At 72.3% G+C, this 22,688-nt stretch carries 21 protein-coding genes; 1 reads left to right on the top strand and 20 read right to left on the bottom strand.

What is annotated here, in order from left to right; translation table 11 throughout:
- Nucleotides 1–54: 54 nt before the first annotated feature.
- The 14 genes from ACFYU0_RS27970 to pyrR form a co-directional block, all read right to left on the bottom strand.
- A complete protein-coding gene (locus tag ACFYU0_RS27970) occupies nucleotides 55–2,202 on the bottom strand; it encodes a primosomal protein N' (protein WP_389304795.1) in 2,148 nt (715 codons plus the stop codon).
- Between the two features lie 153 nt (nucleotides 2,203–2,355).
- Nucleotides 2,356–3,564, bottom strand: a complete 1,209-nt coding sequence (gene metK, locus ACFYU0_RS27965; protein ID WP_351663867.1) for a methionine adenosyltransferase — start codon at nucleotides 3,562–3,564, stop codon at nucleotides 2,356–2,358.
- Between the two features lie 295 nt (nucleotides 3,565–3,859).
- Nucleotides 3,860–5,062: a bifunctional phosphopantothenoylcysteine decarboxylase/phosphopantothenate--cysteine ligase CoaBC gene (gene coaBC, locus ACFYU0_RS27960; protein WP_351664169.1), complete on the bottom strand. Its 1,203-nt coding sequence runs from the start codon at nucleotides 5,060–5,062 to the stop codon at nucleotides 3,860–3,862.
- A 131-nt stretch (nucleotides 5,063–5,193) separates the two neighbouring features.
- Nucleotides 5,194–5,466, bottom strand: a complete 273-nt coding sequence (gene rpoZ, locus ACFYU0_RS27955) for a DNA-directed RNA polymerase subunit omega (protein ID WP_005319902.1) — start codon at nucleotides 5,464–5,466, stop codon at nucleotides 5,194–5,196.
- Between the two features lie 74 nt (nucleotides 5,467–5,540).
- Complete coding sequence (gene gmk, locus ACFYU0_RS27950; protein WP_351663869.1) at nucleotides 5,541–6,134, bottom strand: guanylate kinase; 594 nt, start codon at nucleotides 6,132–6,134, stop codon at nucleotides 5,541–5,543.
- A 61-nt stretch (nucleotides 6,135–6,195) separates the two neighbouring features.
- Complete coding sequence (locus ACFYU0_RS27945; RefSeq protein WP_003977346.1) at nucleotides 6,196–6,519, bottom strand: integration host factor; 324 nt, start codon at nucleotides 6,517–6,519, stop codon at nucleotides 6,196–6,198.
- 300 nt (nucleotides 6,520–6,819) lie between these two features.
- Nucleotides 6,820–7,665 (bottom strand): orotidine-5'-phosphate decarboxylase, encoded by an 846-nt coding sequence (gene pyrF, locus ACFYU0_RS27940; protein ID WP_389304794.1) that lies wholly within the window; start codon nucleotides 7,663–7,665, stop codon nucleotides 6,820–6,822.
- Nucleotides 7,662–8,768 (bottom strand): quinone-dependent dihydroorotate dehydrogenase, encoded by a 1,107-nt coding sequence (locus ACFYU0_RS27935; RefSeq protein ID WP_389304793.1) that lies wholly within the window; start codon nucleotides 8,766–8,768, stop codon nucleotides 7,662–7,664. Before ACFYU0_RS27935 ends, pyrF begins: the two co-directional genes overlap by 4 nt.
- A gap of 51 nt (nucleotides 8,769–8,819) precedes the next feature.
- A complete protein-coding gene (gene carB, locus ACFYU0_RS27930; RefSeq protein WP_389304792.1) occupies nucleotides 8,820–12,128 on the bottom strand; it encodes a carbamoyl-phosphate synthase large subunit in 3,309 nt (1,102 codons plus the stop codon).
- Nucleotides 12,121–13,263, bottom strand: a complete 1,143-nt coding sequence (gene carA, locus ACFYU0_RS27925) for a glutamine-hydrolyzing carbamoyl-phosphate synthase small subunit (RefSeq protein ID WP_351663877.1) — start codon at nucleotides 13,261–13,263, stop codon at nucleotides 12,121–12,123. The genes carB and carA overlap by 8 nt, the downstream gene beginning before the upstream one ends.
- Nucleotides 13,260–13,820 (bottom strand): hypothetical protein, encoded by a 561-nt coding sequence (locus tag ACFYU0_RS27920; RefSeq protein WP_389304791.1) that lies wholly within the window; start codon nucleotides 13,818–13,820, stop codon nucleotides 13,260–13,262. Before ACFYU0_RS27920 ends, carA begins: the two co-directional genes overlap by 4 nt.
- Nucleotides 13,817–15,103 (bottom strand): dihydroorotase, encoded by a 1,287-nt coding sequence (locus ACFYU0_RS27915; protein WP_389304790.1) that lies wholly within the window; start codon nucleotides 15,101–15,103, stop codon nucleotides 13,817–13,819. Before ACFYU0_RS27915 ends, ACFYU0_RS27920 begins: the two co-directional genes overlap by 4 nt.
- Before the next feature lie 5 nt (nucleotides 15,104–15,108).
- Nucleotides 15,109–16,089 carry an aspartate carbamoyltransferase catalytic subunit gene (locus ACFYU0_RS27910; protein ID WP_351663883.1) on the bottom strand — a complete coding sequence of 327 codons (981 nt, stop codon included), beginning with the start codon at nucleotides 16,087–16,089 and terminating at the stop codon, nucleotides 15,109–15,111.
- Nucleotides 16,090–16,180: 91 nt separating this feature from the next.
- Nucleotides 16,181–16,753, bottom strand: a complete 573-nt coding sequence (pyrR, locus tag ACFYU0_RS27905; protein ID WP_351663885.1) for a bifunctional pyr operon transcriptional regulator/uracil phosphoribosyltransferase PyrR — start codon at nucleotides 16,751–16,753, stop codon at nucleotides 16,181–16,183.
- Between the two features lie 251 nt (nucleotides 16,754–17,004).
- Here pyrR and bldD point away from each other — a divergent pair, with 251 nt between their 5' ends.
- Nucleotides 17,005–17,508 (top strand): transcriptional regulator BldD, encoded by a 504-nt coding sequence (bldD, locus tag ACFYU0_RS27900; protein WP_351663887.1) that lies wholly within the window; start codon nucleotides 17,005–17,007, stop codon nucleotides 17,506–17,508.
- Between the two features lie 194 nt (nucleotides 17,509–17,702).
- Here the strand turns inward: bldD and nusB are convergent, their stop codons facing one another.
- From nusB to ACFYU0_RS27870, 6 genes are all read right to left on the bottom strand, one after another.
- Entirely contained in the window at nucleotides 17,703–18,137 is a 435-nt protein-coding gene (nusB, locus tag ACFYU0_RS27895; protein ID WP_389304789.1) for a transcription antitermination factor NusB, read from the bottom strand.
- A 2-nt stretch (nucleotides 18,138–18,139) separates the two neighbouring features.
- Nucleotides 18,140–18,706: an elongation factor P gene (gene efp, locus ACFYU0_RS27890; protein ID WP_037742222.1), complete on the bottom strand. Its 567-nt coding sequence runs from the start codon at nucleotides 18,704–18,706 to the stop codon at nucleotides 18,140–18,142.
- Between the two features lie 47 nt (nucleotides 18,707–18,753).
- Complete coding sequence (locus ACFYU0_RS27885) at nucleotides 18,754–19,860, bottom strand: aminopeptidase P family protein (RefSeq protein WP_351663889.1); 1,107 nt, start codon at nucleotides 19,858–19,860, stop codon at nucleotides 18,754–18,756.
- A 79-nt stretch (nucleotides 19,861–19,939) separates the two neighbouring features.
- Nucleotides 19,940–20,887: a Pro-rich N-terminal domain-containing protein gene (locus ACFYU0_RS27880; protein WP_389304788.1), complete on the bottom strand. Its 948-nt coding sequence runs from the start codon at nucleotides 20,885–20,887 to the stop codon at nucleotides 19,940–19,942.
- A 199-nt stretch (nucleotides 20,888–21,086) separates the two neighbouring features.
- The gene (gene aroB / locus ACFYU0_RS27875) at nucleotides 21,087–22,178 is read right to left on the bottom strand and encodes a 3-dehydroquinate synthase (protein WP_389304787.1); all 1,092 of its coding nucleotides are present in this window, start codon (nucleotides 22,176–22,178) and stop codon (nucleotides 21,087–21,089) included.
- The gene (locus ACFYU0_RS27870; protein ID WP_389304822.1) at nucleotides 22,175–22,684 is read right to left on the bottom strand and encodes a shikimate kinase; all 510 of its coding nucleotides are present in this window, start codon (nucleotides 22,682–22,684) and stop codon (nucleotides 22,175–22,177) included. The genes aroB and ACFYU0_RS27870 overlap by 4 nt, the downstream gene beginning before the upstream one ends.
- Nucleotides 22,685–22,688: the final 4 nt, after the last annotated feature.

Below are 22,688 nucleotides of genomic sequence, written 5' to 3'. Positions count from 1 at the left end.
GCAGACGCGTGCCGGCCGACGGCACCTGGGTCCTCCGGCCGCTGCCGGCGGCCCTCAGCCGATGTCCGGCGGATCGATTCGCACCCGCACCGGCTCCTCGCTCCCCCGCGCCATCCGCGCGGCCTGGGCCGTCTTCAGCGCGGTGGCCAGCGCGGCCCCGCTGCCCGGCGGGACCCGCACCAGCGCCCGCTCCCAGTGCTCACCGGGCGGCGGCGCACCGGGCCTGCGGGGCCGGCCCGGCAGCGTGGGCGGCACCGGCACCGGCCCCAGCACCTCGGCGTCCTCGGGCAGCGCGACGGCGCCGAGGAACTCGGCGACGGCCTCGGCCGTACCGGACACGGCCGCCATCCGGGACACCGGCGGGAAGCCCAGCTCGGCCCGCTCGGCCAGCTCCCGCACCGCGTGGCCTACGGGGTCCCAGCGCACCAGCGCCTGCACGGGACGCAGGGTCGGCTCGGCCACCACGACGACCGTCCCGCCGTCGCCCTGCGGCCGCACGAGCGCCCCGGCGGCGATCCACCGGCGCAGCGCCTCCTCACCGGCCCGCAGGTCGGGCCGCCCGAGCATGGCCCAGCCGTCCAGCAGCAGGGCGGCCGCGTAGCCGCCCTCGGCGACGGGCTCGGCCCCGGGCGTGCTCACCACCAGCGCGGGCGTGTCCGGCACGGTGTCCAGCACGTGCTCGCGCCCCGATGTGCGCACCGGTACGGCGGGGAAGGCCCGTCCCAGTTCCTCGGCGGTCCGACGCGCCCCCACGATCTGGGCCCGCAGCCGGAAGCCCCCGCACTCCGGGCAGTGCCAGGCGCCCTCCTCGCGTCCGCACCAGCCGCACCGCAGCGCGCCAGCGTCCTGGGCCTCCAGCGGGCCCGCGCAGTGGCGGCACCGGGCGGGCGCCCGGCACTGGGCACAGGCCATGCGGGGCACGTAACCGCGCCGGGGCACCTGCACCAGCACCGGGCCGTGCCGCAGCCCCTCTCGGACCGCCTGCCAGGCGAGCGTGGGCAGCCGGGCGGCGCGGGCGGCCTCGTCGCGCGCGAGGTCGTCGTCCCCGACCGTGCGCACGAGGGGGGCGGCCCTCCGTACCTGCTCGCGGCCGGCGGCCAGGGGACGCGCCCAGCCGCTCTCGACGAGCTGGGCCGCCTCGACCGTGCAGCTCCAGCCGCCGAGCAGGAAGGCGCACTTGTCGAGCGTCGCGCGCAGCAGCAGGACGTCCCGGGCGTGCGGCTGCGGGGCGTGCTGCTCGCTGTGGCTGCCGTCCCCGTCGTCCCAGACGGCGACGAGGCCCAGGTCCCGCACGGGCGCGAACATCGCCGCACGGGTGCCGACGACGGCGTGCACGGCACCGCGCCGCACCGCGAGCCACTGCGCGTACCGCTTCTCGGGGCCGGCGTCGGCGGTGAGCAGCACATGCCGGCCCTCGCCGAGCAGCGCCGTCAGCGCGGCGTCCACGCGGGCGGCGGCCCGCCCGTCCGGTACGACGACGAGCGCGCCGCGTCCCGAGGCGAGCGTGGCGGCGACGGCCCGGGCCAGCTCGTCGCTCCACAGCGGGCCGGGCAGGGCGTTCCACACGGCCCGCGGGGCGGCGCCGGCGGCCAGCGACTCGACGAACGCGGCACCGTGCTCGTACCGCGCCCATGGGCCCGGCTCCGGCGCCGGCGGCGGAGGCAGCGGGGCGGGCGAGGGCCGCCGCTCGGCGCGCGCGCTGCGCGGCGGCACGGCGAGCTGCAGCACGTCGGCGAGGCTGCCCGCGTACCGGTCGGCGACGGCCCGCGCGAGCCCCAGCAGCTCTTCGCCGAGCACGGGCTCGGGCGAGACCACCTGGGCGAGCGCCGCCAGCGGCCCCGAGTAGTCGGACTCCGCCCGCCGCTCGACGATGAAGCCGTCGATGAGCCCGCCGCCCTCGCGCCGCCCCTCGCGGACGCGCCCCCGTCCGGCGCCGAACCGCACCCGCACCCTGACCCCGGGCTGCGCCTCGGCGTCCAGTTCCTCGGGCACCGCGTAGTCGAAGTAGCGGTCGAGGTGCAGCACGCCCTTGTCGACGAGCACCCGCGCCACGGGCAGCTCCCCCGCCAGCGCGGCGCCCCGCCAGGTCCGCGGCTTGGCCCGGGGCACCCTGGCCTCCCGCACGCTCTCCCGGATGAGCGCGAGCTGCTCCGGCGGCGCCCCCTCGGCCCCGCCGTCCCCCGAACCGTTCTCGCTGCTCACGCTTGCATTCTTACCAAACGCCACCGACAACCGGCGCCCCGAGCGGTTCCCGCCGGGACGGCGGGCACGGGCACGGGGGTGCGGGAGCGCCGGACGCACCGAGGCCCGGCTCCCGAAGGGGAGCCGGGCCTCGGCGGGACGAGCGGGTCGGGACTACAGGCCCGCGGCCTGGCGCAGGGCGTCCACGCGGTCCGTGCGCTCCCAGGTGAAGTCGGGCAGCTCACGGCCGAAGTGGCCGTACGCGGCGGTCTGGGCGTAGATCGGGCGGAGCAGGTCGAGGTCGCGGATGATGGCGGCCGGACGGAGGTCGAAGACCTCGTCGATCGCCTTCTCGATCTTCTCGTGGTCGATCTTGGCGGTGCCGAAGGTCTCCACGAACAGGCCCACCGGCTCGGCCTTGCCGATGGCGTAGGCGACCTGGACCTCGCAGCGGGAGGCCAGGCCCGCCGCCACGACGTTCTTGGCGACCCAGCGCATGGCGTAGGCGGCGGAGCGGTCGACCTTGGACGGGTCCTTGCCGGAGAAGGCGCCGCCGCCGTGGCGGGCCATGCCGCCGTAGGTGTCGATGATGATCTTGCGGCCGGTCAGGCCGGCGTCGCCCATCGGGCCGCCGATCTCGAAGCGGCCGGTCGGGTTGACCAGCAGCCGGTAGCCCTCAGTGTCCAGCTTGATGCCGTCCTCCAGCAGGGCCTTCAGCTCGGGCTCGACGACGAACTCGCGGATGTCGGGCGCGAGCAGCGACTCGAGGTCGATGTCCGAGGCGTGCTGGGAGGAGACCACGACGGTGTCGAGGCGGACGGCCTTGTCGCCGTCGTACTCGATGGTGACCTGAGTCTTGCCGTCGGGACGCAGGTAGGGGATGGTGCCGTTCTTGCGGACCTCGGAGAGCCGCTTCGACAGGCGGTGCGCCAGGAAGACCGGCAGCGGCATCAGCGTCGGGGTCTCGTCCGAGGCGTAGCCGAACATCAGGCCCTGGTCGCCGGCGCCCTGCTTGTCGAGCTCGTCCTCGTCGCCCTCGACCCGGGACTCGTAGGCCGTGTCGACGCCCTGCGCGATGTCCGGCGACTGCGCGCCGATCGACACCGAGACGCCGCAGGAGGCTCCGTCGAAGCCCTTCTTCGAGGAGTCGTAACCGATCTCCAGGATCTTGTTGCGGACCAGGGTCGCGATGTCCGCGTACGCCTTGGTCGTGACCTCGCCGGCCACGTGCACCAGGCCGGTGGTGATCAGCGTCTCGACGGCGACGCGCGAGGAGGGGTCCTCGCGCAGCAGCGCGTCGAGGATCGTGTCGCTGATCTGGTCAGCGATCTTGTCGGGGTGACCCTCGGTCACGGACTCCGAGGTGAACAGGCGACGGGACACAACGCTCCCTGGGGTTGCAGCGGCTGCTGGCTGATCATTGGCAGATGACGCGGGGGGCTGCACCCGACGTCGTCCGAGAACAGTTTATCGGTCGCACTCGGCCGCCGGCCCACGTGTCTCGCCACTCGGGAGTGCTGTGACCTGCGGCACGGGCATTCTGCACAATGCCGAGCGGCCTTGGCCAGGCCCGCCACGCGACATTGTGCGGCGGAAAACCGACGTCCCGCGGCCGGACCAGAAGGGCCCGGACGGCCGAACCGGGCCGCGCCCGGACGGCCCAACGCCGGCGGCGAGGTCAGCCGAGACGGGCGGCCACCAGGTCCCAGACGACGTCAGCGAGGGCCTCCTTGGGACCGTGCGGCACGGGGGTCTCGCTGCCGTCGGCGCCCAGCACCACGGCCTCGTTCTCCTCGGAGCCGAAGGTCTTGCGCTCGCCGACCTCGTTGACGACGAGGAGGTCGCAGCCCTTGCGGGCGAGCTTGGCGCGGCCGTTGGCGAGCACGTCGTCGGTCTCCGCGGCGAAGCCGACGACGACCTGCGCCGGCCGGGCTCGCTCCGCCGAGATCTCCGCGAGGATGTCCGGATTCCGCACCAGGGTGATGGGGGCGGGCTCCTGGTCGTCCTTCTTCTTGATCTTTCCCGCCGCGTAGACGGCGGGGCGGAAGTCGGCGACGGCGGCGGCCATGACCACGGCGTCGGCGTCGGCCGCCGCCTTCAGGACGGCTTCGCGGAGCTGGACGGCGGTGCCCACCGGGACCACGTCGACCCCGGCCGGGTCGGGCAGCCCGGTGTTGGCGGCGACCAGCGTGACCCGGGCGCCGCGGGCGGCGGCCGTGCGGGCGAGGGCGTAGCCCTGCTTGCCGGAGGAGCGGTTGCCCAGGAAGCGGACCGGGTCGAGGGGCTCGCGGGTGCCGCCTGCCGAGACCACCACGTGCCGTCCCTGGAGGTCGGGCGCCTGGGCGCCCCGGGCCAGGACCCGGCGGCACACCTCGAAGATCTCCACCGGGTCGGGCAGCCGGCCCTTTCCGGTGTCCACCCCGGTCAGGCGGCCCACCGCGGGCTCGACGACGACGGCGCCGCGGCGGCGCAGCGTCGCCACGTTCTCCTGGGTGGCGGGGTGCTCCCACATCTCCGTGTGCATGGCGGGCGCGAAGACGACCGGGCAGCGGGCGGTGAGGAGGGTGTTGGTCAGCAGGTCGTCGGCGAGGCCGTGGGCGGCCTTGGCGAGCATGTCGGCGGTGGCGGGGGCCACCACGACCAGGTCGGCGTGCTGGCCGATGCGGACGTGCGGCACCTCCTCGACCTGGTCCCAGACCTCCGTGGAGACCGGGTTGCCGGAGAGGGCGGACCAGGTGGCCGCGCCGACGAAGTGCAGCGCGGAGGCGGTGGGCACCACGCGTACGTCGTGGCCCGACTCCGTGAACCTCCTCAGCAGCTCACAGGCCTTGTACGCGGCGATGCCGCCACTGACCCCCAGAACGACCCTCGGCTTGTCCACCATCTCTCCCGGACTCGGCAACGTACGGGTTCCTCACACACCACAGGCCCGGCAGCGGGTCCCCCTCCGGGGGAGTGACTGCCGGGCCTGTGGATGAGTCAACCGCGATCTGAAAGTACTACCGCGCGGTTCTACTGGGCGGGGCCCTCGATGGCCTCGGAGGTCAGCAGACCGGCGTTGATCTCACGCAGGGCGATCGACAGCGGCTTCTCGTGGACGTGCGTGTCGACGAGCGGACCGACGTACTCGAGCAGGCCCTCACCGAGCTGCGAGTAGTACGCGTTGATCTGGCGGGCCCGCTTGGCCGCGTAGATCACGAGGCTGTACTTCGAGTCCGTGGCCTCGAGCAGCTCGTCGATCGGCGGGTTGATGATGCCCTCGGGCGCGGTGATGGAAGAGGACACGCTCTACCTTCCGATGGATGGGAAAGAATCAGTCGGTGCTAGGGGCCGCGTGCACCTGGGTGCGGCGGTCACGATCACACAACGTCCATCAAGGCTAGCAGCTCGCGGGCCACGTCCTCGACGGAGGTGTTGACGAGGGTCTCGTCGAACTCCGGCTCGGCCGCCAGCTCGGTCTTCGCCGCGTCCAGGCGGCGCTCGATGACCTCGGGCGGCTCGGTCCCCCGGCCGGTGAGCCTGCGCACCAGTTCGTCCCAGGAGGGCGGGGCGAGGAACACCAGCTGGGCGTCGGACATCGACTCGCGGACCTGCCGGGCGCCCTGGAGGTCGATCTCCAGCAGCACGGGCTCGCCCTTCTCCAGCCGCTCCTGCACGGCCGTGCGGGGCGTGCCGTAGCGGTTGCCGGCGAACTCGGCCCACTCCAGCAGCTCGCCGTTGGCGATCAGCTTGTCCATCTCGTCGTCGGTGACGAAGAAGTAGTGGACTCCGTGCTGCTCGCCGGGGCGGGGCTTGCGGGTGGTCGCGGACACCGAGAGCCAGACCTCGGGATGTTCCTTGCGCATATGGGCGACGACCGTGCTCTTGCCGACCCCGGAGGGGCCGGAGAGCACGGTCAGCCGCGGACGTGCGTCCGGGGGCACGGGGGTCGTCCCCCGGGGTGTTACAGCCATGCAGCGATTATTCCAGCAATCCCGGAGTGCCCGGGACTCCCGGTCCGGCCGGAGACCGGACTCAGGAGCCGGTGCTGCCGAACTCACGCTCCAGCGAGGCGATCTGGTTGGAGCCGAGACCGCGCACGCGACGGCTCTCGGAGATGCCCAGACGCTCCATGATCTGCTTGGCGCGGACCTTGCCCACGCCCGGCAGGGACTCGAGCAGGGCGGAGACCTTCATCTTGCCGATGACGTCGTTCTCCTGGCCCTGCTTGATGACCTCGTGCAGGGAGGCGCCGGAGTGCTTGAGTCGATTCTTGACCTCGGCCCGCTCCCGGCGAGCCGCGGCGGCCTTTTCGAGCGCGGCTGCGCGCTGTTCAGGGGTAAGGGGCGGAAGAGCCACGCCTACGTCACCTCGGATGTCGAACTGTCGGATACGGACCGGTGAGGAACCTAGTCGCCCCACACCTGGGGAGCCACGAGCAACACGCTGCCCGTTCTCCCCCACTACCTGCGGAGGCGCGGGAGGTGCCCCCACTGCTCGGAGACTAGCGGTCAAGTCCGCCAGAGTCAGCGAGAACAGCGGAAAAGTACAGGTCAGCCGCCGTCAGGCCGGACATTTCAGACATACTGCCCTCGATTTGAGGATGTATTCACACTCAAGCCGCCCGCCGGCCGCGCGCCGCGACGCCCTCACGGCAGCTCAGCCGCCCGCGACGGCGGTCCTGATCTCGTCCGCGAAGCGCTCCGTGGCCGAGCGCAGCGCCCCGGTGTCCGGCCCCTGGCGCAGCACGCCCCGGCTGACGTTCGGCACCACGTTGCGCACCGCCGGCCCGAAGAGCCGGGGAAGGTCGGCCGCCGTCGCCCCCTGCGCCCCCACGCCGGGCGCCAGCAGCGGGCCGTTGATGCCGAGGTCGTACGACGACAGGTCCCCCACCGTCGCGCCGACGACCGCCCCGAACGAGCCCAGCGGCTCCTCGCCGGCGTTCTCGGCGGCGAGGTGCGCCAGTATGGTCGCGCCCACGTCGCGTCCGTCGGCGCGGACCGCGTGCTGCACCTCGGGGCCCTCCGGGTTCGAGGTCAGCGCCAGCACGAACAGGCCGGTGCCGCTCTCCCTGGCCAGCGCCACGGCCGGGCTGAGCGAGCCGTAGCCGAGGTAGGGCGAGACGGTCAGCGCGTCCGAGAACAGCGGGGAGTCCTTGTGCAGGTAGGCCTCGGCGTACCCGGCCATGGTCGAGCCGATGTCGCCGCGCTTGGCGTCCATCACGACGAGGGCGCCGGCCGCGCGCGTCTCCTGGACCGTCCGCTCCAGCACGGCGACGCCACGCGAGCCGAACCGCTCGAAGAACGCGCTCTGCGGCTTCACGACCGCGACCCGGTCGGCCACCGCCTCGACGACCCTGCGGCTGAACCGCTCCAGGCCGGCGACGTCGTCGGGGAGGCCCCACTCGGCAAGCAGGGAGGCGTGCGGGTCGATGCCGACGCACAGCGGGCCGCGCTCGTCCATCGCGCGGCGCAGGCGCGCGCCGAAGGGCTCCAGAACCGTCATGCGTCGTTCCTCACGTCGGCGCCGACCGCGTCGGCGAGGGTGGCGTACGGGCTGGTGCGCAGGCGTGCGGCCAGGCCCTTGTGGATCGCACGGGCCCAGAACGGGCCCTCGTAGATGAAGGCGCTGTACCCCTGCACCAGCGTGGCCCCGGCGAGGATGCGCTGCCAGGCGTCCTCGGCGGTCTCGACGCCGCCGACACCCACCAGCGTGATCCGGTCGCCCACGCGCGCGTACAGGCGGCGCAGCACCTCCAGGGAGCGCGCCTTGAGCGGCGCGCCGGAGAGACCGCCGGTCTCCTTCACCAGCGACGGCGGGGAGGTCAGGCCGAGTCCCTCGCGCGCGATGGTGGTGTTGGTGGCGATGATGCCGTCCAGGCCGAGTTCCACCGCCAGGTCGGCGACGGCGTCGACGTCCTCGTCCGCGAGGTCGGGGGCGATCTTCACCAGCAGCGGGACGCGCCGGTCCGGGACGGCGCGGTCGGCGGCCTCGCGCACCGCGGCCAGCAGCGGGCGCAGCGCCTCGGTCGCCTGGAGGTTGCGCAGGCCGGGGGTGTTCGGGGAGGAGACGTTCACGACCAGGTAGTCGGCGTGGGGCGCGAGGCGCTCGGCGGACTTCACGTAGTCGCCGGCGGCCTCCTCCTCGGGGACGACCTTGGTCTTGCCGATGTTGACGCCGACGACGGTCCGGAACACCGGCTCGCGTGCGGCGAGGCGGGCCGCGACGGCCAGTGAGCCGTCGTTGTTGAAGCCCATGCGGTTGATCAGCGCGCGGTCGGCGACGAGGCGGAACAGCCTCTTCCGGGGGTTCCCGGGCTGGGGCTCACCGGTGACCGTGCCGATCTCGACGTGGTCGAAGCCCAGCATGGACATGCCGTCGATGGCGACGGCGTTCTTGTCGAAGCCGGCGGCGAGGCCGAAGGGGCCGTGCATGCGCAGCCCGAAGGCCTCGGTGCGCAGCTCCTTGTGGCGGGGCGCGAGGACGGCCGCCGCGAACGTGCGCAAGCCTGGGACGCGGACGGCCAGGCGGATCCAGCGGAAGGCCAGGTGGTGGGCCGTCTCGGGGTCCATCCGTTTGAAGAGGAGGTTGAAGAAGATCTTGTACATGGTGTCCTCGTGAAGAGGGGGACACCGTTTCCGGTGTCCCCCTCGGGGCTGCTAGTCGCGGGCCGCGGTCAGGTGTTCCGCGTGTTCCTGGAGCGAGCGGACGCCCACGTCGCCGTGGTTGAGCGCGTCGATGCCCTGGACGGCCGCCGCGAGCGCCTGGACGGTCGTCAGGCACGGCACGGAGCGGGCCACCGCCGCGGTACGGATGTCGTAGCCGTCGAGGCGGCCGCCGGTGCCGTACGGCGTGTTGACGATGAGGTCGACCTCGCCGTCGTGGATGAGCTGGACGATGGTCCGCTCGCCGTTCGGGCCGGTGCCCTCGGACTGCTTGCGCACGACCGTGGCGTTGATGCCGTTGCGCCGGAGCACCTCGGCGGTGCCCGAGGTGGCGAGCAGCTCGAAACCGTGCGCGACCAGCTCGCGCGCCGGGAAGATCATCGAGCGCTTGTCCCGGTTGGCGACCGAGATGAAGGCGCGGCCCTTGGTGGGCAGCGGCCCGTAGGCGCCGGCCTGCGACTTGGCGTACGCGGTGCCGAAGACCGAGTCGATGCCCATGACCTCGCCGGTGGAGCGCATCTCCGGGCCGAGGACGGTGTCGACGCCGCGGCCCTGGATGTCGCGGAAACGCGACCACGGCATCACGGCCTCCTTGACGGAGATCGGCGCGTCCAGCGGCAGCTCGCCGCCGTCGCCGTTCGCCGGCAGCAGGCCCTCGGCGCGCAGCTCGGCGACGGTCGCGCCCAGCGAGATCCGGGCGGCGGCCTTGGCCAGCGGCACGGCGGTCGCCTTCGAGGTGAAGGGCACCGTGCGGGAGGCGCGCGGGTTGGCCTCCAGGACGTAGAGGATGTCGCCCGCCATCGCGAACTGGATGTTGATCAGGCCGCGCACTCCGACGCCCCTGGCGATCGCCTCCGTGGAGGCGCGCAGACGCTTGATGTCGAAGCCGCCGAGGGTGATCGGGGGCAGGGCGCACGCCGAGTCGCCGGAGTGGATGCCGGCCTCCTCGATGTGCTCCATCACGCCACCGAGGTAGAGCTCCTCGCCGTCGTAGAGGGCGTCGACGTCGATCTCGATGGCGTCGTCCAGGAAGCGGTCCACGAGGACCGGCCGGGACGGGCTGATCTCGGTCGACTCGGCGATGTAGGAGGCCAGGCGGGTCTCGTCGTAGACGATCTCCATGCCGCGGCCGCCGAGCACGTACGAGGGCCGGACCAGGACCGGGTAGCCGATCTCGTCGGCGATGGCCTTGGCCTCCTCGAAGGTGGTGGCCGTGCCGTGCTTGGGGGCGGGCAGGCCGGCCTCCGCCAGGACCCGGCCGAAGGCGCCGCGGTCCTCGGCGGCGTGGATCGCCTCGGGCGAGGTGCCCACGATCGGCACGCCGTTGTCCTTCAGGGCCTGCGACAGGCCGAGCGGGGTCTGGCCGCCGAGCTGCACGATCACGCCCGCGACCGGACCGGCCTGCTGCTCCGCGTGGACGATCTCCAGCACGTCCTCCAGCGTCAGCGGCTCGAAGTACAGCCGGTCGGAGGTGTCGTAGTCGGTGGAGACGGTCTCCGGGTTGCAGTTGACCATCACGGTCTCGTACCCGGCGTCGGACAGCGCGAAGGAGGCGTGGACGCAGGAGTAGTCGAACTCGATGCCCTGGCCGATGCGGTTCGGGCCGGAGCCCAGGATGATCACCGCGGGCTTCTCGCGGGCCGCGACCTCGGACTCCTCGTCGTAGGAGGAGTAGAAGTACGGCGTCCGCGCGGCGAACTCGGCGGCGCAGGTGTCGACCGTCTTGTAGACCGGGCGGATGCCGAGGGCGTGCCGGACCTCGCGGACGACGTCCTCGCGCAGGCCGCGGATCTCGCCGATCTGCTGGTCGGAGAAGCCGTGGCGCTTGGCCTCGGCGAGCAGGTCGGCGGTCAGCTCGGGCGCCCCGGCCAGCTCGTCGGCGATCTCCTTGATCAGGAAGAGCTGGTCCACGAACCACGGGTCGATCTTCGTGTACTCGAAGACCTCCTCGGGGGTGGCGCCCGCGCGGATGGCCTGCATGACGGTGTTGATCCGGCCGTCGGTGGGGCGCACGGCCTCGCGGAGCAGCGTCTCCTTGTCGCCGGGCTCGCCGGTGAAGGCGAACTGGCTGCCCTTCTTCTCCAGCGAGCGCAGCGCCTTCTGGAAGGCCTCGGTGAAGTTGCGGCCGATGGCCATGGCCTCGCCGACCGACTTCATGGTGGTGGTCAGCGTGGAGTCGGCCTGCGGGAACTTCTCGAAGGCGAACCGCGGGGCCTTGACGACCACGTAGTCGAGCGTGGGCTCGAAGGAGGCCGGGGTCTCCTGGGTGATGTCGTTCGGGATCTCGTCGAGCGTGTAGCCGACGGCCAGCTTGGCGGCGATCTTGGCGATGGGGAAGCCGGTCGCCTTGGAGGCGAGCGCCGAGGAGCGCGAGACGCGCGGGTTCATCTCGATGACGATGACCCGGCCGTCCTCGGGGTTCACCGCGAACTGGATGTTGCAGCCGCCGGTGTCGACGCCGACCTCGCGGATGATCGCGATGCCGACGTCGCGCAGCACCTGGTACTCGCGGTCGGTCAGCGTCATCGCCGGGGCGACGGTGATCGAGTCGCCGGTGTGCACGCCCATCGGGTCGAAGTTCTCGATGGAGCAGACGACCACGACGTTGTCGTGCTTGTCGCGCATCAGCTCCAGCTCGTACTCCTTCCAGCCGAGGATGGACTCCTCCAGGAGCACCTCGGTGGTCGGGGAGAGCGTGAGGCCCTGGCCGGCGATGCGGCGCAGCTCCTCCTCGTCGTGCGCGAAGCCGGAGCCGGCGCCGCCCATGGTGAAGGACGGGCGGACGACCACGGGGTAGCCGCCGAGCGTCTCGACGCCCTTGAGGACGTCGTCCATGGTGTGGCAGATGACCGAGCGCGCCGACTCGCCGTGGCCCGTCTTGCGGCGGACCTCCTCCACGACGCCCTTGAACAGGTCGCGGTCCTCGCCCTTGTGGATCGCCTCGGGCTTGGCGCCGATCAGCTCGACGCCGTACTTCTCCAGGACGCCGTTGTCGTGCAGCGCGATGGCCGTGTTCAGGGCCGTCTGGCCGCCCAGGGTGGGCAGCAGGGCGTCGGGACGCTCCTTGGCGATGATCTTCTCGACGAACTCGGGGGTGATCGGCTCCACGTAGGTGGCGTCGGCGATCTCCGGGTCGGTCATGATCGTCGCCGGGTTGGAGTTGACGAGGACCACGCGCAGGCCCTCGGCCTTGAGCACCCGGCAGGCCTGGGTGCCGGAGTAGTCGAACTCGGCTGCCTGGCCGATGACGATCGGGCCGGAGCCGATGACCAGGACGGACTGGATATCGGTGCGCTTAGGCACGCTGGCCCTCCATCAGGGATACGAAGCGGTCGAAGAGGTAGGCGGCGTCGTGCGGGCCGGCTGCCGCTTCGGGGTGGTACTGGACGGAGAAGGCGGGCTGGTCGAGCAGCTGCAGCCCCTCCACGACGTCGTCGTTCAGGCAGACGTGCGAGACCTCGGCGCGGCCGAACTTGGTGTCGCTGACCTTGTCGAGCGGCGCGTCCACGGCGAAGCCGTGGTTGTGCGCGGTGACCTCGACCTTGCCGGTCGTACGGTCCTGGACCGGCTGGTTGATGCCGCGGTGGCCGTACTTCAGCTTGTAGGTGCCGAAGCCGAGGGCGCGGCCGAGGATCTGGTTGCCGAAGCAGATGCCGAACAGCGGCGTACGGCGCTCCAGGACGGCCGACATCAGCGCGACGGGGCCGTCGGCGGTGGCCGGGTCGCCGGGGCCGTTGGAGAAGAAGACGCCGTCGGGCTCGACGGCGTAGACCTCGTCGGCGGTGGCGGTGGCGGGCAGCACGTGCACCTCGATGCCGCGCTCGGCCATGCGGTGCGGGGTCATGCCCTTGATGCCGAGGTCGATGGCGGCGACGGTGAAGCGCTTCTCGCCGACGGCCGGGACGACGTACGCCTCCTTGGTGGCGACCTCCTCGTAGAGGCTCGCGCCCTTCATGTGCGGCTGCGCCTGCACCCGCTCGACCAGCTCGGCCTCGGGGGCGACGGCCTCGCCGGAGAAGATGCCGGCGCGCATCGAGCCGCGCTCGCGCAGGTGGCGGGTGAGCGCCCGGGTGTCGATCCCGGAGATGCCGACCACGCCCTGCGCGACCAGCTCGTCGTCGAGGGACCGCTTGGCGCGCCAGTTGGACGGCACGCGCGCGGGGTCGCGCACGACGTACCCGGAGACCCAGATGCGCCGGGACTCGTCGTCCTCGTCGTTCCAGCCGGTGTTGCCGATCTGCGGGGCGGTCGCGACGACGATCTGGCGGTCGTAGGACGGGTCGGTGAGGGTCTCCTGGTAGCCGGTCATGCCGGTGGAGAACACGGCCTCGCCGAAGGTCTCCCCCACGGCCCCGTAGGCGCGGCCGCGGAAGGTGCGGCCGTCCTCCAGGACGAGTACGGCGGGAACCTTCGCGGTTCCCCTGGTGGAGGTCGTCATCGTGCGCCTTCCGTGTCGTTGATCATCTTGTTCAGGGTGTCGGCCCACTCGGCGTGCTCGGCCGCGTGGTCGGAGCGGAAGCCGGAGTCGATCAGCTTGTCGCCCAGTGCCCAGGTCACCACCAGCAGTCCGCCCTCGGTGAGGACCTTGCCGGCGATGCCCTTGTCGAGCCGGGCGCCGAGCAGCGCGGCCGTGGGGACGAAGAAGTCGTTCGCTCCGGGGCGCTCGACCTCCAGGCCCGCGTCGGTCAGGGTGAGCTCGGCCCGGCTGCGGGTGCCGAGGCCGTGGGCCACGATGCGGTCCAGCCACTGACCGGCGGTCGTGGAGCCGTGGTAGCGGCCGCTCATGCTCAGTCTCACCGGGCCGTTGGCGTCCGGCGCGCTGGGCGGGGCGGGCAGGTCCCCCTGGAGGGTGCCGCGCCACTTCCATCCCTCGCGCATCAGCCAGTAGATGAGCGCGACGAAGAGGGCGAGTCCGACGAGCCAGCCGATGCGGGCGCCCCAGTCGGTGACCTCGGCCGACTTCTTCGCCTCGGCCAGCAGGATTACAGGTGTCACGTGAGCTTCCCGTCGACGAGCGTGGCCTTGCCCCGCAGCCACGTGTGCGTCACACGGCCCGGCAGCTCGCGTCCCTCGTACGGGGTGTTGCGGCTGCGCGAGGCGAAGCCCGCGGGGTCCACCCGGCCACGGTATGCCGTGTCGACGAGGGCGAGGTTGGCGGGCTCACCAGCCGAGACGGGGCGGCCGTGTCCGGTGGCCTGTCCGATCTGCGCGGGCCTGACGGACATCCGGTCGGCGACGCCGGCCCAGTCCAGCAGGCCCGTGTCCACCATCGTCTCCTGGACCACCGACAGCGCGGTCTCCAGGCCCACCATGCCCATGGCGGCGGCGGCCCACTCGCAGTCCTTGTCCTCGTGCGGGTGCGGGGCGTGGTCGGTGGCGACGATGTCGATCGTGCCGTCGGCGAGCGCCTCGCGCAGGGCGTGCACGTCCCGCTCGGTGCGCAGCGGCGGATTGACCTTGTAGACCGGGTTGTACGAGCGCACCAGTTCGTCGGTGAGGAGCAGGTGGTGCGGGGTGACCTCGGCGGTGACGTCGATGCCGCGGGACTTGGCCCAGCGGACGATCTCCACGGACCCGGCGGTCGACAGGTGGCAGATGTGCACGCGGGAGCCGACGTGCTCGGCGAGCAGCACGTCCCGCGCGATGATCGACTCCTCGGCGACGGCCGGCCAGCCGCCCAGGCCCAGTTCGGCGGAGACGACGCCCTCGTTCATCTGGGCGCCCTCGGTGAGGCGCGGCTCCTGGGCGTGCTGGGCGACGACGCCGCCGAAGGCCTTCACGTACTCCAGCGCCCGGCGCATGATCACGGCGTCGTCCACGCACTTGCCGTCGTCGGAGAAGACGGTGACGCCGGCGGCGGACTCGTGCATCGCGCCCAGCTCGGCGAGCTTCCGGCCCTCCAGGCCGACGGTGACGGCGCCGATGGGCTGCACGTCGCAGTAGCCGTGCTCCCGGCCGAGCCGGTAGACCTGCTCGACGACGCCCGCGGTGTCGGCGACGGGGAAGGTGTTGGCCATGGCGAAGACGGCCGTGTAGCCGCCGCTCGCGGCCGCGCGGGTGCCGGTCAACACGGTCTCGGAGTCCTCGCGGCCCGGCTCGCGCAGGTGGGTGTGCAGGTCGACCAGGCCGGGGAGCAGCACCTTGCCGGCGGCCTCGACGACCTCCGCGCCCTCGGCGCTCAGGTCCCGGCCCACCTCGGCGATCGTCGCACCGTCGATCAGCACGTCCTGCGGCTCGCCGCCGAGCACCTTCGCACCACGGATCAGGATCTTGCTCATGGTCTTTACTTCTCCTCCGCGGTGCGGGCTTGGGTCAGGGCGGGCTCGTTGCCGCCGAGCAGCAGGTACAGGACGGCCATCCGGATGGAGACGCCGTTGGCGACCTGCTCGACGACGGTGCAGCGGTCGGAGTCGGCGACCTCCGCGGTGATCTCCATGCCGCGGACCATCGGGCCGGGGTGCATCACGATGGCGTGCTCGGGCATCTTCGCCATGCGCTCGCCGTCCAGGCCGTAGCGCCGCGAGTACTCGCGCTCGGTGGGGAAGAAGGCGGCGTTCATGCGCTCGCGCTGGACCCGCAGCATCATCACCGCGTCGGACTTCGGCAGCGTGCTGTCGAGGTCGTAGGACACCTCGCAGGGCCAGGTCTCGACGCCGACCGGCACGAGGGTGGGCGGGGCGACCAGGGTGACCTCGGCGCCGAGGGTGTGCAGCAGGTCGACGTTGGAGCGGGCGACCCGGCTGTGCAGGACGTCGCCGACGATGGTGATCCGCTTGCCGCTCAGGTCCTGGCCGAGGCCGGCGTCCCGGCCGATCAGCCGGCGGCGCATGGTGAACGCGTCCAGCAGGGCCTGGGTGGGGTGCTGGTGGGTGCCGTCGCCTGCGTTGACCACGGCGGCGTCGATCCAGCCGGAGGTGGCCAGGCGGTAGGGGGCGCCGGAGGCGCCGTGCCGGATGACGACGGCGTCGACGCCCATCGCCTCCAGGGTCTGGGCGGTGTCCTTCAGGGACTCGCCCTTGGAGACCGACGACCCCTTGGCGGAGAAGTTGATGACATCCGCGGACAGCCGCTTCTCGGCGGCCTCGAAGGAGATCCGGGTGCGGGTGGAGTCCTCGAAGAAAAGGTTGACGATCGTGCGGCCGCGCAGGGTCGGCAGTTTCTTGATCGGCCGGTCGGCGACCCGGGCCATCTCCTCAGCGGTGTCGAGGATCAGGACGGCGTCGTCGCGGGAGAGGTCGGCGGCCGAGATGAGATGACGCTGCATCTGTCAGGCTCCGTAAGGCAGTTCATACAGGGAGATTCGGGGCAGGCCGGTGCGTGCACGGGCGCGCCGGGGCGGCCGTACGCCGGGTGCGCTACTGGCCGGAGGGCTTCACGCCGAGCAGCACGGTGTCGCGACCGTCCTCCTCGGCGAGCTGGACCTTGACCGTCTCCCGCAGCGACGTGGGGAGGTTCTTGCCGACATAGTCCGCGCGGATGGGCAGTTCGCGGTGGCCGCGGTCGACCAGGACCGCGAGCTGCACGGCGCGCGGGCGCCCGATGTCGTTCAGGGCGTCGAGGGCGGCGCGGATGGTGCGGCCGGAGAAGAGCACGTCGTCGACGAGGACGACCAGCTTGCCGTCGATGCCGTCACCGGGGATCTCGGTGCGGGCCAGCGCACGCGGCGGGTGCATGCGCAGGTCGTCGCGGTACATGGTGATGTCGAGCGAGCCGACGGGGACCTTGCGGTCGGTGATCTGCTCCAGCTTGGCGGCGAGCCGCTGGGCGAGGAAGACCCCCCGGGTCGGAATGCCGAGGAGCACCGCGTCGTCGGCGCCCTTGGCGCGTTCGACGATCTCGTGGGCGATGCGGGTCAGGACGCGTGCGATGTCGGGGCCCTCGAGCACGGGCCGCGCATCGGACGCGGAGGGGCTTGCGTGTGTGTCCATACGAAACGGACCTCCTTCTCCGCCTCACGGGACGGACCTTAAAGGACGTCGGATTTGCGCCATCCACCGTAGCAGGTCCCCCGGAGTCCTCGATCACCCGTACGGCGTAACCGGCCACCACCGGAACGGAAGAGTCGGGGTGGACCATTCGGCTTGACGCGCAAGAGTCACGCTGCGTAACCTCACAGTGAGTTACCAGCCGCGCGGCGGAAATCACAGCCGACCGCGTCGACACAGTGCCGGGGAGCTATATGTCCAGCGAATACGCCAAACAGCTCGGGGCCAAGCTCCGGGCCATCCGCACCCAGCAGGGCCTTTCCCTCCACGGTGTCGAGGAGAAGTCCCAGGGGCGCTGGAAGGCCGTGGTGGTCGGTTCCTACGAGCGCGGCGACCGTGCCGTGACCGTGCAGCGGCTGGCCGAGCTGGCCGATTTCTATGGCGTCCCGGTGCAGGAACTGCTGCCGGGCACCACGCCGGGCGGCGCCGCCGAGCCGCCGCCGAAGCTGGTCCTCGACCTGGAGCGGCTGGCCGGTGTGCCGGCCGAGAAGGCGGGCCCGCTGCAGCGCTACGCGGCGACGATCCAGTCCCAGCGCGGCGACTACAACGGCAAGGTGCTCTCGATCCGCCAGGACGACCTGCGCACACTCGCCGTCATCTACGACCAGTCCCCCTCGGTCCTCACCGAGCAGCTGATCAGCTGGGGTGTCCTGGACGCGGACGCGCGCCGCGCCGTGGCGACCCACGAAGACGCCTGAGCCGCGGAACGCCTCAGCAGAAACGTGCCGCCGGGGTGGCCGGAACTCTACGGTTCCAGCCACCCCGGCGGTTTCATTGCGCCCCCTGAGGCCCTCCTGAGCCTCCTCACGGCTTCCCGGGGAGGCCCGGGTATGACGCGCCACAGGGCCCGCGGCGATCGCTCACCGCGGGCCCTGTGGCTTCCGTCGTGCGTCTACGCCTCGTCCCGGCGCAGCGACGGCTTGAGCTCCTTCAGCCGGCCCAGGAGGCCGTTGACGAACGAGGGGGACTCGTCCGTGGAGAACTCCTTCGCCAGCTGCACCATCTCGTCCAGGACGACGGCGTCCGGGGTCCCGTCCACCCAGATCAGCTCGTAGGCGCCCAGGCGCAGGATGTTCCGGTCCACCACCGGCATCCGGTCCAGGGTCCAGTCCACCGCGTACGTCGCGATCAGCTCGTCGATCCGCTTCGCGTGCTCGGCGTAGCCCTCGACGAGCTGCATCGTGTACTCGCTCACCGGCGGCTGCCGGGTGTCGGACCGGGAGAGCCGGATCCAGTCCGCGAGGACCGTGAGGACGTCGGCCCCACGCTGGTCGCCCTCGAAGAGGATCTGGAAGGCGCGCTTGCGGGCCGTGTTGCGGGCAGCCACGGTTAGCTGTTCACCCGGCCGAGGTAGTCGCTGGTGCGGGTGTCGACCTTGATCTTCTCACCGGTGGTGATGAAGAGCGGGACCTGGATCTGGTGGCCGGTCTCCAGGGTGGCGGGCTTGGTGCCGCCGGTGGAGCGGTCGCCCTGGACGCCGGGCTCGGTCTCCTGCACGACCAGCTCGACGGCGGCCGGCAGCTCGACGAAGAGCACCTCGCCCTCGTGCTGGGCGACGGTGGCGGTGAAGCCCTCGATCAGGAAGTTGGCGGCGTCGCCGACGGCCTTGCGGTCGACCATCAGCTGGTCGTAGGTCTCCATGTCCATGAAGACGAAGTACTCGCCGTCCATGTACGAGAACTGCATGTCGCGCTTGTCGACAGTGGCCGTCTCGACCTTGACACCGGCGTTGAAGGTCTTGTCGACGACCTTGCCGGAGAGCACGTTCTTGAGCTTGGTGCGCACGAATGCCGGGCCCTTGCCGGGCTTGACGTGCTGGAACTCGACGACGGACCAGAGCTGGCCGCCTTCGAGCTTGAGCACCAGGCCGTTCTTGAGGTCGTTCGTGGAAGCCACGGTTGCGGAATCTCCTGGACTGACGTACGACCCCGGGGCACGCACTCCTACAGCGCGAGCAGCTCCTTGGTCGTGATGGTGAGTAGCTCGGGTCCGCCGTCCGCCTCTGGGCGCACGACGAGCGTGTCATCGATCCGGACACCGCCCCGGCCCGGAAGGTGGACCCCCGGTTCGACGGTGACTGGCACGCAAGCGTCCAGTTTACCCATGGCGGCGGGGGCCAGCTGCGGGTCCTCGTCGATTTCGAGTCCGACACCGTGTCCGGTCAGCGGTGGCAGTGCCTCCGCATAGCCCGCGGAGTCCAGCACCTGGCGGGCCGCGCGGTCCACCTCGCGGAACGCGGCGCCCGGCATCAGGGACTCCCGTCCGGCCCGCTGGGCGGAGAAGACCAGGTCGTAGAGCTCGATCTGCCAGTCGGCGGGCGAGGTGCCGATGACGAACGTGCGGCCGATCTCGCAGCGGTACCCCCGGTAGGTGGCGCCCAGGCAGACCGAGAGGAAGTCGCCCTCCTCCACCCGCCGGTCGGTGGGCCGGTGCCCACGCCGGCCCGAGTTGGGCCCGGTGGCGACCGAGGTGGGGAAGGCCGGCCCGTCGGCGCCGTGGTCGACCAGCCGGCGCTCCAGCTCCAGGGCGAGGTGCCGCTCGGTGCGGCCGACCAGGATGGACTCCAGCAGTTCTCCGAGGGCCTGGTCGGCGATCTCGGCGCCGATGCGGAGGCAGGAGATCTCCTCCTCGTCCTTGACGACCCGGAGCTGCTCGACGGCTCCGCCGAGGTCGGCCAGGCGCAGCCGCGGCGCGACGGAGGACAGGGCCCGGTAGCGGGCCACGGTGAGGTCGTGCTCCTCCACGGCCAGGGCGTCGCAGCCCTGGGCGTCGGCGAGGCCGGCCGCGGCGACCGCCGCGTCGCCTCCGGGCGAGTCGAGGACGTGCAGGCGCACGCTCTCGTCGGGCCGCCCGTCGGCGGGGCGGTCCTCCGGGGGTGCGGCGCACACCAGGAGATCCTCCTGCCCGCCGAGCAGCAGGACGGCGCCCTGGGGCGCGGCGCCCGCCAGGTAACGCACATTGGCGGGGCGGCTGACCAGGGCGGCGGGGGCGCCGGCCGCGTTGCAGCGCTCCCTCAGGCGGGATCGGCGGGTCGCGTGCACCTCTGACATGAGACGAGCGTAGGAGTTCCGGGCGATTTGTGCCGGTTGGGTGGGGCCGAGTGGGGCCCGGAGGGGGCGCTGCCGCCGGTCACCAGCTCGGCGGGCTGGCCATCGCCCGGACGAGGACCTCGTCCAGCAGACGGGCCGTGCCGGGGACGTCCAGCTGGGAGTTGTCGATGATCGGCAGACCCGAGCCGTACCAGCCCGCCATGCGGCCGTGGATCCTGGCCACCTCCTCGTCGGTGAGGCGGCGGTTGCCGGAGCGCTCGGCGTTGCGCTCCAGGACGATGTCGAGGCCCGGGAGCAGCACGACGGGGAGCAGGCCGGGGCCGACGTGGCGCTTCCAGCCGCCGAGACCCACGACCGGCCGGTCCGGGAAGACGGCGTCGTCGAGGATGCAGGAGATGCCGTTGGCCAGGAAGTTGCGGGCGGCGAAGCCGCAGGTCCGGCGGGCCAGGCGGTACTGGGCCTCGGAATGGTCGTTCCAGCCCGACTGGGGGTCGGCGAAGCCGGAGCGGACCCATTCGCGCACGTCGTCCAGGCTGATGTGGGCCGTGGGCACCCGCCGGTGGTCCGCCCAGTACTTGGCGACGCTGGTCTTGCCGGCGCCCGCCGGGCCGATCAGCAGGACGGCCAGGGTGGTCGCCGCCGGGTCGGGCGCGGGCGCGGAGGCCGGCGGCACGCCGACGAGGCCGCCGGGCGGCAGCGGCAGATGGCCGGTGGTCTCCGGAGGCGGCGGCGCGGGGGCGTGCCGCGGAGCGGGAGGCTGAGCGTGCGGCGGCGGCACGGGCGCCGCAGGGGGCATGGGGCCGGACGGGGGCACGGGCGCCTCAGGGGGCATCGGGCCGGACGGCGGAACGGGCCCCGACGGCGGCACGGCTCCCGCTCCGGTTCCCGGATATCCGGGTGGCGGCGGAGGCACGGGTGCGGGACCCTGCGGGGCTCCCGGATGGTGCGCGGCCGACGCCCAGCCGGCGTGTGGTCCCCGCCCCTGCTCATGGGGCGGTGGCAGCGGAGACCCCACTGCGTGCTGCATCCGTCGCCACTCCGTCTCGTACGCGCATCTGGCACTGGCAGGCGGGTGCGGAGCCCGCTCTCCCCCACAGCCTAGAGGGCGTGGGAGTGACTCCCACCCGAACGGTACCGCCCCCGGCCGTCGTTACGTGCAACGGCCGGGGGCGGTGCGAAGTGCCCGTTCCTCGAGGGGAGTCGGACGCAGTGGTACAGGTCGGTGCCTACTGGCCCACTTCTCCGTAGGCGGCGAGCAGGACCGCCGGGTCCGGGCCCTCCAGCACGGTCGGCCTGGCCAGTCCGTCGAGCACGATGAACCGCAGCAGGTCGCCGCGGGACTTCTTGTCGACCTTCATCGTCTCCAGCAGCTTGGGCCACTGGTCGTAGCGGTAGTGCAGCGGCAGGCCGACCGCTTCGAGGACGGTCCGGTGACGGTCTGCCGTCGCGTCGTCCAACCGGCCCGCCAGACGGCCGAGTTCGGCGGCGAAGTGCATGCCGACCGCGACCGCGGCGCCGTGCCGCCACTTGTAGCGCTCGTTCTTCTCGATGGCGTGACCGAGGGTGTGGCCGTAGTTGAGGACCTCCCGCAGGCCCGTCTCCTTCAGGTCGGAGGAGACCACCTCGGCCTTCACCCGGATCGAACGCTCGATCAGCTCGGCCGTGTGCGGTCCCGCCGGGGTCCGGGCGGCCTCCGGGTCGGACTCGATGAGGTCGAGGATCACCGGGTCGGCGATGAAGCCGGCCTTGATGACCTCGGCGAGCCCGGACACGTAGTCGTTGACCGGGAGGGAGTCCAGCGCGGCGAGGTCGCAGAGCACACCGGCCGGCGGGTGGAAGGCGCCCACCAGGTTCTTGCCCTCGGCGGTGTTGATGCCGGTCTTGCCGCCGACCGCCGCGTCCACCATGGCGAGCACGGTGGTCGGGATCGCGATCCAGCGCACCCCGCGCAGCCAGGTCGCGGCCACGAACCCGGCGAGGTCGGTGGTCGCGCCGCCGCCGACGCCGACGATGACGTCGGTGCGGGTGAAGCCGGACTGGCCGAGCGCCTTCCAGCAGTAGGCCGCGACCTCGGCGGTCTTGGCCTCCTCGGCGTTCGGCACCTGGACGGCGACGGCCTCGAAGCCCTGCTCGGCCAGGTCGGCGCGGAGCGCGTCGCCGGTCTCGGCCAGCGCCTCCGGGTGGATCACCGCCACCCGCCTGGCCCAGGTGCCGATCAGCCCGGCCAGCTCGCCCAGGAGCTGCCGGCCGATCAGCACCTCGTAGGGGTCGGTGCCGGCGCTGCCGGCGACCTGGATCCGGGTGACTGACTCGCTCATGCTTCCTTCAACTCCAGTGCGTCCAGCGCCGCTTGGGTGACCTCTTCGGGAGTGCGGCCGTCCGTCGCCACAACCGCGGTGGCGACCTCCTCGTACAGGTGCCGCCGCGCCTCCATCAGCTCGCGCCACTGCTTGCGCGGGTTGACCGCGAGCAGCGGGCGGGCCACGTTGAGGCCGGTGCGCCTGACGGCCTCCTCCACGTCCATGGAGAGGTAGACCACCCGGTGCCCGGCGAGCAGCGCCCGGGTGTCCGGGTCGAGGACGGCTCCGCCGCCGAGCGCGAGGACTCCCTCGTGGGCGGCGACGGCGCTGTGCACCGCCCGCTTCTCGAGGGCGCGGAAGGCGGGCTCGCCCTCCTCCACGAAGATGTCGGCGATGGTCCGCCCCTCGGCCGCCACGATGTCCTCGTCGGTGTCCCGGAACCCGGTTCCGAGCCGCTCGGCCAGCAGCCGGCCCACGGTGGACTTGCCCACGCCCATGGGACCGACGAGCACGACGGCAGGCATCGCG

This window comes from Streptomyces sp. NPDC003720, from assembly GCF_042875075.1.
Taxonomy (GTDB): domain Bacteria; phylum Actinomycetota; class Actinomycetes; order Streptomycetales; family Streptomycetaceae; genus Streptomyces.
The sequence above is the reverse complement of the archived record's forward strand: the minus strand, read 5'-3'. Positions and strand labels throughout refer to the sequence as shown.

Coding starts and splice junctions, on each gene's coding strand:
- ACFYU0_RS27870 (WP_389304822.1), bottom strand. CDS start 22,684: ATGCCTGCCGTCGTGCTCGTCGGTCCCATGGGCGTGGGCAAGTCCACC.
- aroB (WP_389304787.1), bottom strand. CDS start 22,178: ATGAGCGAGTCAGTCACCCGGATCCAGGTCGCCGGCAGCGCCGGCACC.
- gmk (WP_351663869.1), bottom strand. CDS start 6,134: ATGGCTGTAACACCCCGGGGGACGACCCCCGTGCCCCCGGACGCACGT.
- ACFYU0_RS27910 (WP_351663883.1), bottom strand. CDS start 16,089: ATGCAGCGTCATCTCATCTCGGCCGCCGACCTCTCCCGCGACGACGCC.
- ACFYU0_RS27935 (WP_389304793.1), bottom strand. CDS start 8,768: ATGTACAAGATCTTCTTCAACCTCCTCTTCAAACGGATGGACCCCGAG.
- bldD (WP_351663887.1), top strand. CDS start 17,005: ATGTCCAGCGAATACGCCAAACAGCTCGGGGCCAAGCTCCGGGCCATC.
- ACFYU0_RS27915 (WP_389304790.1), bottom strand. CDS start 15,103: ATGAGCAAGATCCTGATCCGTGGTGCGAAGGTGCTCGGCGGCGAGCCG.
- pyrF (WP_389304794.1), bottom strand. CDS start 7,665: ATGACGGTTCTGGAGCCCTTCGGCGCGCGCCTGCGCCGCGCGATGGAC.
- ACFYU0_RS27880 (WP_389304788.1), bottom strand. CDS start 20,887: ATGCAGCACGCAGTGGGGTCTCCGCTGCCACCGCCCCATGAGCAGGGG.
- ACFYU0_RS27885 (WP_351663889.1), bottom strand. CDS start 19,860: ATGTCAGAGGTGCACGCGACCCGCCGATCCCGCCTGAGGGAGCGCTGC.
- pyrR (WP_351663885.1), bottom strand. CDS start 16,753: ATGGACACACACGCAAGCCCCTCCGCGTCCGATGCGCGGCCCGTGCTC.
- carA (WP_351663877.1), bottom strand. CDS start 13,263: ATGACGACCTCCACCAGGGGAACCGCGAAGGTTCCCGCCGTACTCGTC.